Annotated in this window: 15 protein-coding genes; 2 read left to right on the top strand and 13 right to left on the bottom strand. The window is 46.3% G+C overall.

Features of this window, described 5'->3' with window-relative positions:
* Window positions 1-44: 44 nt before the first annotated feature.
* A complete protein-coding gene (locus L5L77_RS14090; RefSeq protein WP_105252618.1) occupies window positions 45-1,763 on the top strand; it encodes an acetolactate synthase 3 large subunit in 1,719 nt (572 codons plus the stop codon).
* Window positions 1,763-2,257, top strand: coding sequence for an acetolactate synthase small subunit (gene ilvN / locus L5L77_RS14085; protein ID WP_028759823.1), 495 nt, complete (start codon window positions 1,763-1,765; stop codon window positions 2,255-2,257). Before L5L77_RS14090 ends, ilvN begins: the two co-directional genes overlap by 1 nt.
* 101 nt (window positions 2,258-2,358) lie before the next feature.
* On the opposite strand, the gene L5L77_RS14080 is transcribed toward ilvN, so the two are convergent.
* The 13 genes from L5L77_RS14080 to cysE all read right to left on the bottom strand — a co-directional run bounded on the left by L5L77_RS14080 (window position 2,359) and on the right by cysE (window position 12,085).
* Window positions 2,359-2,802 (bottom strand): Hsp20 family protein, encoded by a 444-nt coding sequence (locus L5L77_RS14080; protein WP_028759822.1) that lies wholly within the window; start codon window positions 2,800-2,802, stop codon window positions 2,359-2,361.
* A 362-nt stretch (window positions 2,803-3,164) separates the two neighbouring features.
* The gene (gene ndk / locus L5L77_RS14075; protein WP_263185435.1) at window positions 3,165-3,596 is read right to left on the bottom strand and encodes a nucleoside-diphosphate kinase; all 432 of its coding nucleotides are present in this window, start codon (window positions 3,594-3,596) and stop codon (window positions 3,165-3,167) included.
* Between the two features lie 196 nt (window positions 3,597-3,792).
* Window positions 3,793-3,960, bottom strand: a complete 168-nt coding sequence (locus tag L5L77_RS14070) for a hypothetical protein (RefSeq protein WP_081729028.1) — start codon at window positions 3,958-3,960, stop codon at window positions 3,793-3,795.
* A gap of 217 nt (window positions 3,961-4,177) precedes the next feature.
* Entirely contained in the window at window positions 4,178-4,375 is a 198-nt protein-coding gene (gene iscX / locus L5L77_RS14065; RefSeq protein ID WP_028759821.1) for a Fe-S cluster assembly protein IscX, read from the bottom strand.
* 113 nt (window positions 4,376-4,488) lie between these two features.
* Complete coding sequence (rimK, locus tag L5L77_RS14060; protein ID WP_006081851.1) at window positions 4,489-5,394, bottom strand: 30S ribosomal protein S6--L-glutamate ligase; 906 nt, start codon at window positions 5,392-5,394, stop codon at window positions 4,489-4,491.
* Window positions 5,395-5,551: 157 nt separating this feature from the next.
* Window positions 5,552-5,890: an ISC system 2Fe-2S type ferredoxin gene (fdx, locus tag L5L77_RS14055; RefSeq protein ID WP_006081852.1), complete on the bottom strand. Its 339-nt coding sequence runs from the start codon at window positions 5,888-5,890 to the stop codon at window positions 5,552-5,554.
* Between the two features lie 8 nt (window positions 5,891-5,898).
* Window positions 5,899-7,761 carry a Fe-S protein assembly chaperone HscA gene (gene hscA / locus L5L77_RS14050; RefSeq protein ID WP_263185434.1) on the bottom strand — a complete coding sequence of 621 codons (1,863 nt, stop codon included), beginning with the start codon at window positions 7,759-7,761 and terminating at the stop codon, window positions 5,899-5,901.
* Between the two features lie 67 nt (window positions 7,762-7,828).
* Window positions 7,829-8,353, bottom strand: a complete 525-nt coding sequence (gene hscB / locus L5L77_RS14045) for a co-chaperone HscB (RefSeq protein ID WP_263185433.1) — start codon at window positions 8,351-8,353, stop codon at window positions 7,829-7,831.
* A gap of 16 nt (window positions 8,354-8,369) precedes the next feature.
* A complete protein-coding gene (gene iscA, locus L5L77_RS14040; RefSeq protein WP_006081855.1) occupies window positions 8,370-8,693 on the bottom strand; it encodes an iron-sulfur cluster assembly protein IscA in 324 nt (107 codons plus the stop codon).
* A 14-nt stretch (window positions 8,694-8,707) separates the two neighbouring features.
* The gene (iscU, locus tag L5L77_RS14035; protein WP_006081856.1) at window positions 8,708-9,091 is read right to left on the bottom strand and encodes a Fe-S cluster assembly scaffold IscU; all 384 of its coding nucleotides are present in this window, start codon (window positions 9,089-9,091) and stop codon (window positions 8,708-8,710) included.
* Between the two features lie 37 nt (window positions 9,092-9,128).
* A complete protein-coding gene (locus L5L77_RS14030; protein ID WP_113940595.1) occupies window positions 9,129-10,343 on the bottom strand; it encodes an IscS subfamily cysteine desulfurase in 1,215 nt (404 codons plus the stop codon).
* 80 nt (window positions 10,344-10,423) lie between these two features.
* Window positions 10,424-10,885, bottom strand: a complete 462-nt coding sequence (gene iscR / locus L5L77_RS14025; protein WP_006081858.1) for a Fe-S cluster assembly transcriptional regulator IscR — start codon at window positions 10,883-10,885, stop codon at window positions 10,424-10,426.
* A gap of 378 nt (window positions 10,886-11,263) precedes the next feature.
* Window positions 11,264-12,085 carry a serine O-acetyltransferase gene (gene cysE / locus L5L77_RS14020; RefSeq protein ID WP_028759817.1) on the bottom strand — a complete coding sequence of 274 codons (822 nt, stop codon included), beginning with the start codon at window positions 12,083-12,085 and terminating at the stop codon, window positions 11,264-11,266.
* Window positions 12,086-12,088: the final 3 nt, after the last annotated feature.

Raw genomic sequence — 12,088 nt, 5'->3', positions numbered from 1 at the left:
AAAATACTGTTTACCGTAACGGTACTATGCAATAGGAGTTCCACATGGAGATGTTATCCGGCGCCAGCATGATAGTGCGTTCTTTGATTGATGAAGGCGTAAAGCACATTTTTGGCTATCCTGGCGGTTCAGTTTTAGATATCTACGATGCCCTGCACGTTATCCCAGGTATTGAACACATACTCGTTCGCCACGAACAAGCTGCCGTGCATATGGCTGATGGTTATGCCCGTGCTACGGGTAAAGTGGGCGTGGTATTAGTCACTTCAGGACCAGGTGCCACCAACGCGATTACCGGTATTGCCACCGCCTACATGGACTCTATTCCCCTCGTCGTATTATCGGGTCAAGTACCGAGCAACCTTATCGGTAATGACGCCTTCCAAGAATGCGATATGATCGGTATCTCTCGTCCTGTGGTCAAACACAGCTTTTTAGTTAAAGATCCCACTCAAATCCCTGAAACAATAAAAAAAGCCTTTTATATTGCCTCTACCGGCCGTCCTGGGCCTGTGGTCGTCGACCTGCCAAAAGATTGCTTAAACCCAGCGCTGCTGCACGAATATATTTATCCCGAAAGCGTGAAAATGCGCTCATACAACCCGACAACCTCGGGGCATAAAGGACAGATCCGTCGTGGACTACAGGCACTATTAGCGGCTAAAAAGCCTGTGCTCTATGTCGGTGGCGGCGCCATTATCTCGGGTTGTGATAAGCAAATTTTACAATTAGCTGAGAGATTAAATATTCCCGTCGTCAGCACACTTATGGGACTGGGGGCTTTTCCAAGTACCCACAAAAACAGCCTAGGCATGCTAGGGATGCACGGTCGCTACGAAGCCAACATGACTATGCATAACTGCGATTTGATCTTCGGTATTGGTGTGCGCTTCGACGATAGAACCACGAATAATGTGGAAAAATACTGCCCGAATGCAACCATTTTGCACATAGATATCGATCCCTCGTCTATTTCAAAAACTATCCACGTCGACATTCCCATCGTAGGGTCGGCCGACAGTATTTTAGACAGCATGTTGACACTGTTAGATGAATCGAACGAGCACAATGACAACGATGCCATCGCCACTTGGTGGAATGATATTGAGCAATGGCGCGGCCGCGATTGTCTGGCCTATGACAAAAACAGTGGTCGCATCAAACCACAGCAAGTGATTGAAACCTTGTATAAGCTGACCAATGGCGATGCCTATGTCGCCTCTGATGTTGGCCAGCACCAGATGTTTGCCGCCTTGTACTATCCGTTCGATAAGCCGCGCCGCTGGATCAATTCAGGGGGTCTAGGCACCATGGGGTTTGGCCTACCCGCCGCGATGGGGGTTAAAATGGCGATGCCTGATGCCACGGTTGTCTGTGTCACGGGAGATGGTTCAATCCAGATGAACATTCAAGAGCTTTCGACCGCGCTGCAATATGATACGCCGGTTAAAATTATCAACTTAAACAATCGTTTCCTTGGCATGGTTAAACAATGGCAGGACATGATTTACTCTGGCCGTCACTCACATTCCTATATGGATTCAGTACCTAATTTTGCCAAAATTGCCGAGGCCTATGGCCATGTAGGTATGACGATCAGCGATCCCGCCGAACTTGAGTCAAAAATGGCTGAAGCGCTGGCGATGAAAGACAGACTGGTCTTTATCGACATCATGGTGGATGAAACTGAGCACGTGTATCCCATGTTGATCCGCGGTGGTGCGATGAATGAAATGTGGCTGACTAAGACGGAGAAATGCTAATGCGTCGAATTATATCTGTATTATTAGAAAACCAATCCGGCGCCCTGTCTCGTGTGGTCGGTTTGTTTTCACAGCGCGGTTATAACATTGAAAGTTTAACGGTGGCGCCAACGGACGATATCACACTGTCGCGGCTTAACATTACGGTCGTTGCCGATGAAATGGTGTTAGAGCAGATAGAGAAGCAGCTACATAAACTCATCGATGTGTTAAAAGTTTCGAATATTACCGAGTCTGCTTATATTGAACGGGAATTAGCCCTTATCAAGGTCCGCGCCCAGGGCGAGTTTAGGGAAGAAGTTAAACGGATGGCGGACATTTTCCGCGGCCAAATTGTCGATGTCACCGCCAATTTATATACCATCCAAATGGTCGGCACATCAGAGAAACTCGATGCGTTTATTCATGCGCTAGGTGAAGTGACTAAATTGGTCGAAGTCTCTCGCTCCGGCGTGGTGGGTTTGGCTCGCGGCGAAAAGGCCATGAAAGCGTAACTTTCTCACGGAAATCTCGTGGACATTTTTTTGCGTAAACACAAAAACATCAAGGGGAGCATTATGCTCCCCTTGTTTTTAGGTGGTTACCGCAGTGTCAATTATGACTGGCTGTCTAGCAAGCGCGATGAAGTGATCTCGATTTTGCGTGGTTTCAACGCTTCAGGGATTTCACGCACTAAATCAATATTGAGTAAGCCATTTTCTAAACTTGCGCCGAGCACAGTGACATAGTCTGCCAGTTGGAAAGTACGCTCAAAACCGCGTTCCGCTATGCCTTGGTACAAGTATTTACGCTCGGTTTGGCTTTCAGCTTTATTGCCTTTCACCAGTAATTTCTCACCTTCACTGCTGATCTCAAGTTCATTCATTGAGAATCCGGCCACGGCCATAGTAATGCGATAACGGTTCTCACCTAATAATTCAATGTTATATGGGGGATAGCCAGTATTGCCATTATTAGCGGCGGCATGTTCTGCCAACTGAGCTAAACGGTCAAAACCAATAGCACTACGGTACAGGGGAGCTAGATCATAATTACGCATATTCATATCCTTGTCTTAAGCAATATGGAGAATTGGCGGACGGTTTTCACGATGAAAACGCTTATAGAGTCTGCCGAGTTAAATCTTCTGTCCTTACGGCACAGAATTCACACTAGGATCCTCATCGAGCGATCCTGAAATAGATATAAGGATGGGAGATAAAATTTCAAGCAAAAAAATAAAAAAAATGTGCAAAATTTAAAAAGACTAATAAAAACAAACTCTAATTAAGTTTTAACACTTTGAATTGACGTGTGATTTGTATAGAGGCATTAGCGTCATTGCAACACGGAAATCTATATTCGCTAAATTGCAGCCAATAAAAAAGGAGCCTAGGCTCCTTTTTCAGTCTTAGCATCGAATTAACGAGTGCGTGGACACAATTCTTCAGCGCTGAAGAAGTAAGCAATTTCACGAGCAGCAGATTCAACAGCATCTGAACCGTGAGCCGCGTTTTCGTCAATGCTTTCTGCGAAATCAGCACGGATAGTACCAGGAGCTGCTTGAGCTGGATTAGTTGCACCTAAAATTTCACGGTGAGCTAAAACAGCGCTTTCGCCTTCTAATACTTGGACCATGATAGGACCAGAAGTCATAAATGCAACCAGAGCACCGAAGAAACCGCGCTCGCTATGCTCAGCATAGAAACCTTCAGCTTGTTCTTTGGTCAGGTGTAACATTTTAGCTGCAACGATCTTAAGACCAGCAGTTTCAAAACGATTGTAGATAGCACCGATGTGGTTTTTTGCAACAGCATCTGGCTTGATAATAGAAAATGTGCGTTCGATCGCCATAACTAGCTTCCTTTGTCAGCAAGTTTAAAAAATTCGCGCGGATTATACGAAATTTAAAAGCTAAATCCTATCTTTATAGCAAATTAGTCTGAGATATTGCGCACATTCGCTTTATTCGTAATCAGTTTGATCACACAAAATACCCCACTAGGATAATAAAATCTTAGCAGGGCATGTTAACTCATTAATAATGGGATTATTTTTTGTTTTTTGCCCAAATACCAGCCCATGCAATTAAAGCAACTAAAATGACTGCGGGAGCAAGATCTAACAAGTGGTGGAATAAACCGACACCGCCATGACCTGGATGAGCCCAAGCCATTGAAGGGACAAGCATACATAACAATACAAGCAAAAGTTTCATGTGAACATCCTTGCAGTTGCGATAATAAAGTTAAGCCATATAAATGCCTTAACCAATATACAACAAATTACGATATCCACTGAAAATGAACTTGACTGTGATCAAACTCTCGCGAAATATTCTCTGCGCCACTGCAAATACGTGAGGTAAATCACCTTAGTTAATCTTCTGAAGGACAAGATGCCTCACATAAAAAGCCGTACCACAACTGTGCTCACTACTTTTCATCAATCCAACACTGCTGAATTGCTTCCAGTATTTTTTCATTGCAATGCTTAGGATCATCAGCAAAATCATTCAAAGCTAACACCCACTCATACAGTTGGGTGAAATGCAGCTGAGTGGGATTCACCTCTGGGTGTGCTTCGAGTAATTCCAACGCAATATCTAACGAATCTATCCAAGTTAATGTCATCGTTTTCCCCTATTCTGTTCGCTTGAATGGATAAGCTAGTGCTTAACGCCGTTACCCATAAGGAGGTGAATCAAGTGTTGATATTCCGTAGTCAATACTCGACAACCGAGGCATTACCCCTGTGCTTGCGTCACCTTTTTTACTTTAATCGCATTTTTTTCAACAAAATCAATAATAGCACCCGCCACATCTTTCGTGGTGGCGCCTTCAATCCCCTCAAGCCCTGGTGAAGAGTTCACTTCCATGATCACAGGGCCATGGTTTGAGCGTAACAAATCAACCCCTGCCACATTTAATCCCATCGTCTTCGCCGCACGAATAGCTACAGAGCGCTCTTCAGGAGTCAGTTTGACTAAACTCGCCGTGCCACCACGGTGCAAATTAGAGCGGAACTCACCGGGCATAGCTTGACGTTTCATGGCGGCAATCACTTTATCGCCGAGCACGAAACAACGAATGTCTGCGCCGTTAGCTTCTTTGATATATTCCTGCACCATGATGTTGGCTTTCAGGCCCATAAAGGCTTCAATCACGCTCTCAGCCGCTTTGCGGGTCTCGGCTAATACCACGCCAATGCCTTGGGTGCCTTCGAGTAATTTAATCACCAGAGGCGCGCCACCCACCATATCAATCAAGTCGGGGATATCACTCGGTTTATTGGCAAATCCAGTAATGGGCAAGCCAATGCCGCGGCGTGACATCAGCTGCATAGAACGCAATTTGTCACGTGAGCGCGAGATCCCAACAGAATCATTTAAAGCATATACGCCCATCATCTCAAACTGACGCAAAACCGCCGAGCCATAAAAGGTAATCGACGCCCCAATGCGGGGGATCACAGCATCAAATGCGGGTAACTCTCGCCCACCAATGTGGATACTCGATTGCCGCATGTTGATATTCATATAACATTCAAGGGGATTGATTACGTGTACTTCATGACCACGTAATTGAGCCGCTTCAACGAGTCGCTTCGTTGAGTATAACTCAGGCCCTTGCGATAAGATCGCTATTCTCATTTGGTCTCCGGCAACCATTAATTTTGAGCGCATAATACGCCTGCGCAGGGATAAATCAAACAACTAGAGGCATAGACAAGATTAGTTGCACAAATGCTCAACGCCAAAAGCAAAAAACCAGTCACGTGGACTGGTTTTAACAATTATCGCGGCAGCATTAATTGCCTTCGCTGACCATGTTAACCGTGTATTTAGGGATCTCAATCACCATGTCAGTGTCGACCACTTTCGCCTGACAAGATAGACGGCTTTCGGGCTCAAGTCCCCAAGCTTTGTCTAACATGTCATCTTCCAGCTCATCACTTGGCTCAAGATCATTAAAGCCTTCACGCACGATACAGTGACACGTCGTGCAAGCACAGGACTTTTCACATGCATGCTCGATATTGATGCCATTACGCAGCGCAACATCAAGAATGGTCTCACCAACATTCGCCTCAAGCACTGCGCCATCTGGGCACAACTCGGCATGGGGAAGAAAGACTAATTGGGGCATTACATCACCTATATGTTGTCGATCGACTGGCCTTTGAATGCCACTCGAATAGAATTGTCCATACGTCTGGCAGCAAAATCTTGGGTTTGCTCATCCAGTTTTTCAATCGCGAGCTTAATCGCATCGGCATCATCGCCCGCGGCAACTTGCGCCACATTGGCCATAGTGGCATCGATTTGTCCACGCTCATCGGCATTCAGCAAGTCGCCATCTTTCGCTAACGCGGCATGTAAAGACTCGAGTACCCTCGCCGCCTCCACTTGCTGCTCGGCCAGCATACGACGACCGATATCGTCTTTGGCATACTTCATCGAATCTTTCAGCATAGTGGCGATTTCAGTATCCGATAAACCAAAAGAGGGTTTAACTTGAATGCTTGACTGCACGCCGGTGGATTTCTCCATCGCTGTCACGCTGAGTAAACCATCTGCATCCACTTGGAAGGTCACCCGAATGTGCGCAGCGCCAGCAGCTAACGGCGGAATACCCTTTAAGGTAAAACGCGCCAGTGAGCGGCAATCGGCAACGAGCTCACGCTCACCTTGCACCACATGGAATGCCATGGCCGTTTGACCATCTTTAAAGGTGGTAAATTCCTGCGCCCGTGCAACCGGAATCGTGGTATTACGCGACACCACTTTTTCCACTAAGCCGCCCATGGTCTCTATGCCTAATGACAAAGGGATCACATCGAGCAATAACAAATCCGATTCGGGTTTATTACCCACTAAAATGTCGGCTTGAATGGCTGCACCAATGGCGACAACACGATCGGGATCAATAGACGTCAGCGGTGGTTTACCGAAGAAAGCTTCGACCTGTTCACGCACTAATGGCACGCGCGTTGAACCGCCAACCATCACAGTTTCAAGCACTTCATCCGTCGTGACGCCCGCATCACGCAGGGTACGGCGACAGCTGGCAATGGTCTTTTTCACCAATGCCGCAATCATGGCATCAAATTCAGCTTTAGTAACGATTTGCGTCAGTTCAGTACCATCGGCAAGGATCACTTTTGCTTCAGTTTCTGCTGCATCCGTTAAGGCTTCTTTGACTCGACGCGATTCAATCAACAACTGACGACTTAATTGTGAGTCGATGTCGCTAAGCTGCCACACTTGTTGCATATGTGCTTGCAGTAAATGATCGAAATCATCGCCGCCAAGCGCTGAATCACCACCAGTGGCTAACACTTCGAATACACCGCGATTCAAGCGCAAAATAGAAATATCGAAAGTACCGCCGCCTAAATCATAGATGGCAATCACGCCCTCTTGCTTAGAATCTAAACCATAGGCAATCGCAGCAGCAGTCGGTTCATTCAACAAACGTAGCACTTTAACACCCAGCAAAGCTGCGGCATCTTTTGTGCCTTGGCGCTGGGCATCATCGAAATACGCAGGCACAGTGATCACCACGCCTTGCAGTTCGCCGCCTAAGGTTTTTTCAGCGCGGGCGATCAGCGGACGTAAAATCTCCGCAGATACTTGCACGGGATTCACTTGGCCTTGGGGAGTCACAAATAAAGGTAAACCGTTTTCGCTTTCGGCAAACTCGTAGGGCAATGATTGCTCGCCAGCTTTAATATCCGCTAGGCTGCGGCCCATAAAACGCTTTACCGAAACGATCGTGTTTTGCGGATCCTGCGCCGAACTCAACGCCGCAAGTGCGCCGACTTCGACTGAATCTTGGGTATAACGCACGATAGAAGGTAATGAATGCTGTCCAAGTTCGTCCGGCAAGGTTGCCGTCTCTCCACTTCGAACGGCCGCCACCAAAGAATTGGTCGTACCTAAATCTATGCCAACGGCAAGTCTATGTTGGTGCGGCGCGGCACTTTGACCGGGCTCAGCTATCTGCAAAAGGGCCATATATATCCAACTTAGTAATGCCAACTCAAGCGTACTTGAGTCAGCAAAGTAACATAAACACGGAAAATCAATCTAACAGAGCGTCTTCGACTCTGGTCAACTCGTCGTGTAATTTTGCCATAAATTTGAGTTTGCGAACTTGATCCGCCGCTAACAATGCATCTTCAGCCTGCTCACTGGTTAACAGTTGAGTCAGTTGCTGAGTGAGTTGCGCGCGGTACTCTGCAAACGATTGATATAGCTCGTCAATACTTGCTTGAGGATCGGCAGTATCGCGTATATCTTCTAACGCCTCGCGCCATTCCATTTGCTGCATCAAGAAGCCAGTATCTTTCACTGTCGTGGTTTCATGGCTTAATTCAATACCACGCAGCGATAACATATGCTCGGCGCGGCGAATGGGATCTTTTAAGGTTTGAAAACCATCATTGACTTGCGCCGTGCGCTGCACCGACAGCAATTTTTGCTGATCAGTATCATTGGCAAATTTATCGGGATGAACCGCCCGTTGCAGTTCGCGATAGCGTTCTGCAAGTAAGGCGGTATCAATATCGAAGGCAGGGGAAAATTTAAACAGCTCGAAATAATTCATGCGTCAACTTTAGCGGTTAAACAGTGAAACTCTCACCACAACCACACTCACCTTTTGCGTTAGGATTATTAAATTGGAAGCCTTCATTCAGCCCTTCTTTAACAAAATCCAGCTCGATCCCTTGAAGATAGATAAGGCTCTTGGCATCTATGATGATTTTCACATCTTCGATATCAAACACTTCATCGTCATCATTTAAAGAATCAACGAACTCAAGTACATAAGCCATACCAGAACAGCCTGATGTTCTTAAGCCGAGACGCAGGCCTACACCTTTGCCTCGGTTGACTAAGAAAGATCTGACACGATCGGCTGCCGCTGGGGTCATTGTAATCGCCATCTTAACTCCAGATGTTACTTAGCTTGTTTCGATTTGTACTCGTCGATAGCAGCTTTAATGGCATCTTCAGCCAAAATTGAACAGTGGATCTTCACTGGTGGCAATGCCAATTCTTCAGCGATATCCGTATTTTTGATCGCCGCAGCTTGTTCGATAGTCTTGCCTTTAACCCACTCAGTTACCAGTGAGCTAGACGCAATCGCGCTACCACAACCGTAGGTTTTGAACTTAGCGTCTTGAATGATGCCATCAGCACCAATTTTCAACTGAAGTTTCATCACGTCACCGCAAGCAGGTGCGCCTACCATACCGGTCACGACCGAAGGATCGTTTTTATCAAAAGAACCAACGTTACGTGGGTTCTCATAATGATCTATCACTTTTTCACTGTAAGCCATGGTACTGCTCCAAAATTATCTATTGTAAAGGTCAGAATTAATGATGTGCCCATTGAACTTGGTTCAGGTCGATCCCATCTTTAAACATTTCCCACAAAGGAGACATTTCTCTTAATTTATCAATAGATTGAGTAATTACTTCGATAGCGTGATCGATTTCTTCTTCGGTTGTGAAACGGCCGATAGAGAAACGAATCGAGCTATGTGCCATTTCATCGTTTAAGCCAAGCGCACGTAATACGTAGCTAGGCTCTAGGCTGGCTGAGGTACAAGCCGAACCCGATGAAACCGCTAAATCTTTCAGTGCCATCATTAACGACTCTCCTTCAACATAGTTGAAGCTGACGTTGAGGCTACCGCTAACACGCTCAATCGCATCACCATTGATATAGGTTTCTTCAATGTGCTTGATGCCATTCCATAATTTGTCACGTAATGCACCGATACGAGCATCATCAGAGGCCATTTCCGCTTTTGCGATTGCAGCAGCTTCACCTAAACCTACGATTTGATGCGTTGGTAACGTACCGCTACGCATGCCACGCTCATGACCACCACCGTGCATTTGCGCTTCTAAGCGAATGCGTGGCTTACGACGAACATATAGTGCGCCGATACCTTTAGGGCCATACATTTTGTGACCAGAAATCGAGATCAAATCCACTTTAGTGGCTTGCACATCGATAGGTACTTTGCCTGCACTTTGTGCCGCATCCATGTGGAAAATGATGCCCTTTGAACGGCATAGCTCACCGATGGCATCGATATCGTGGATAACACCGATTTCGTTGTTCACGTGCATAATGCTGACAAGGATAGTATCGTCACGCATCGCTGCTTCTAAACGTTCCATCGGAATGATGCCGTTTGCAGCAGGCTCTAAGTAAGTCACTTCGAAACCTTCACGCTCTAATTGACGACAAGTATCGAGAACTGCTTTATGTTCAGTCTTACTGGTGATGATGTGCTTACCTTTCTTGTGATAGAAATGAGCAACACCTTTTATCGCTAAGTTGTTCGATTCCGTCGCGCCAGAGGTAAACACAATTTCGCGGTGATCGGCGTTAATTAACTCGGCAACTTGGTTGCGAGCAATATCCACCGCTTCTTCGGCTTGCCAGCCGTAGCGGTGTGAACGTGAGGCCGGATTACCAAAGATGCCGTCCATTGTCATGCATTGGAACATCTTTTCCGCGACTCTAGGATCAACAGGCGTGGTGGCGGCATAATCTAAATAGATAGGAAGCTTCATAACACACTCCGTACTGAGCAGTCTCTGGTAGAGGCTACATACAACGTACAAAAATTATTTTTATATATAACAAAGTGCCGCTATAAACTGACTCTTTGTTCCTTTTGCATAGTGTCTTGCTTAAGTGAGATAAATTGCACATCTCGCTTCTGCATCAAGCCGGCAAGACTGATACCATCTAAAAAATCGGAAATTTGTTTGCTTAAATCGCCCCAAAGTGAATGGGTTAAACAGCGAGTTCCACTCTGACAATTGCCAAGTCCTTGGCAACGAGTCGCATCGACAGACTCATCTACAGCATGGACAACCATGCCGACTGAAATATCATTGGCTTCTAGACCTAAGCGATAACCACCGCCCGGTCCACGTACACTGGCAACTAAACCGTGTTTTCTTAGCTTAGCGAAGAGTTGTTCCAGATAGGAAAGCGAAATCCCTTGTCTTTCAGAGATATCCGCTAAGGGAACTGGTCCCGATGCTGAGTGGATTGCCACATCTAGCATAGCGGTTACTGCATAACGACCTTTTGATGTAAGTTTCATAACTACCATAGCTCCCGAACAGGTATGCATTATTTCAACATACCCGAGTAATTCAGTCAAGTATTAAAACCTACTAAAACACTCAAGTATATGAGTGTGCACATAACCAATACCCTTTCATCTTGGTGGGGTATTTAACCTTTTTCTAGCCTAAGATTCAATGCTAAAGCGCCAATTAATCGACATCTAGCACGATATAAACGCAGGATAAAAGTGATCTCGGTACTATGGCGCGATCAAACTCAGGTTTGATCGCAATATGCGCCTTTACAACAGGATGAGCTAAAGTAAAACGCTAAACGAAACCCTTGTGAGGGTCAGCCCTTAAGCAAGTTAGACCACTAAGTTAAATCATTTCGTTGAACCATTTCTTGAAACTTAGATACTCGGATCAAACTCATCTAATGCACTATGGCGTTTTTCCGCTGCCGCTTTTTCTGCATCATTAAACTCGCCCATATCCAGCTCTGGCAGCTTTTCAGTGCAGACATTGCCACCCAGCCCTTGAATGGCTTGACACAACTCTTGAACTTTCGAGTCCATCAAATGCATGTGATCGAGCATCTGCCCTATTGCATTGGCCACCGGATCGGGATTATCCGGTGATACCGCGTACGCATCGAAGCCATATTTTTTTGCCATCGCGCTGCGGCGTTCAGTTTTCTCTTTCGATTGCGGTGACGGTGTAGCCACCACGCGCCCAGGAATCCCCACAACCGTGGTATCTTTGGGCACATCTTTCACCACAACAGAATTCGAACCCACACGCGCACCATCGTGCATGGTAATAGGACCGAGGATTTTTGCCCCTGCGCCCACCACCACGTTATTGGCTAACGTCGGGTGACGTTTCCCCGCCTGCCAGGTGGTTCCACCAAGCGTGACACCGTGATAAAGAGTGCAATCATCACCAATCTCAGCCGTTTCACCTATCACAACGCCCATACCGTGGTCGATAAAAAATCGATGACCTATGGTTGCACCAGGATGGATTTCAACCCCTGTCAACCAACGGGAAAACGTCGATAAACAACGTGCCGTTAAGCGCCAATCGCGCTTCCATAGCTTATGGCTTATCCGATGCAACCAAATGGCATGCATGCCTGGATAGTTAACCAAGATCTCAAACGCGCTACGCGCCGCAGGATCACGGTGATATATAGATTCAATATCTTCTTTTAGCCTAGCTATCACGCCCATTGT

Origin of the sequence: Shewanella sp. SM29 (genome assembly GCF_025654245.1) — a bacterium.
In the GTDB taxonomy this organism is placed as follows: Bacteria; Pseudomonadota; Gammaproteobacteria; order Enterobacterales; family Shewanellaceae; genus Shewanella; species Shewanella oncorhynchi.
This window is presented reverse-complemented; position numbering and strand designations above follow the sequence as displayed.

What these genes read in the sequence shown, in the direction of transcription:
- L5L77_RS14090 (WP_105252618.1), top strand. Translation starts at nt 45, where the DNA reads ATGGAGATGTTATCCGGCGCCAGCATGATAGTGCGTTCTTTGATTGAT.
- ilvN (WP_028759823.1), top strand. Translation starts at nt 1,763, where the DNA reads ATGCGTCGAATTATATCTGTATTATTAGAAAACCAATCCGGCGCCCTG.
- L5L77_RS14080 (WP_028759822.1), bottom strand. Translation starts at nt 2,802, where the DNA reads ATGCGTAATTATGATCTAGCTCCCCTGTACCGTAGTGCTATTGGTTTT.
- ndk (WP_263185435.1), bottom strand. Translation starts at nt 3,596, where the DNA reads ATGGCGATCGAACGCACATTTTCTATTATCAAGCCAGATGCTGTTGCA.
- L5L77_RS14070 (WP_081729028.1), bottom strand. Translation starts at nt 3,960, where the DNA reads ATGAAACTTTTGCTTGTATTGTTATGTATGCTTGTCCCTTCAATGGCT.
- iscX (WP_028759821.1), bottom strand. Translation starts at nt 4,375, where the DNA reads ATGACATTAACTTGGATAGATTCGTTAGATATTGCGTTGGAATTACTC.
- rimK (WP_006081851.1), bottom strand. Translation starts at nt 5,394, where the DNA reads ATGAGAATAGCGATCTTATCGCAAGGGCCTGAGTTATACTCAACGAAG.
- fdx (WP_006081852.1), bottom strand. Translation starts at nt 5,890, where the DNA reads ATGCCCCAATTAGTCTTTCTTCCCCATGCCGAGTTGTGCCCAGATGGC.
- hscA (WP_263185434.1), bottom strand. Translation starts at nt 7,761, where the DNA reads ATGGCCCTTTTGCAGATAGCTGAGCCCGGTCAAAGTGCCGCGCCGCAC.
- hscB (WP_263185433.1), bottom strand. Translation starts at nt 8,353, where the DNA reads ATGAATTATTTCGAGCTGTTTAAATTTTCCCCTGCCTTCGATATTGAT.
- iscA (WP_006081855.1), bottom strand. Translation starts at nt 8,693, where the DNA reads ATGGCGATTACAATGACCCCAGCGGCAGCCGATCGTGTCAGATCTTTC.
- iscU (WP_006081856.1), bottom strand. Translation starts at nt 9,091, where the DNA reads ATGGCTTACAGTGAAAAAGTGATAGATCATTATGAGAACCCACGTAAC.
- L5L77_RS14030 (WP_113940595.1), bottom strand. Translation starts at nt 10,343, where the DNA reads ATGAAGCTTCCTATCTATTTAGATTATGCCGCCACCACGCCTGTTGAT.
- iscR (WP_006081858.1), bottom strand. Translation starts at nt 10,885, where the DNA reads ATGAAACTTACATCAAAAGGTCGTTATGCAGTAACCGCTATGCTAGAT.
- cysE (WP_028759817.1), bottom strand. Translation starts at nt 12,085, where the DNA reads ATGGGCGTGATAGCTAGGCTAAAAGAAGATATTGAATCTATATATCAC.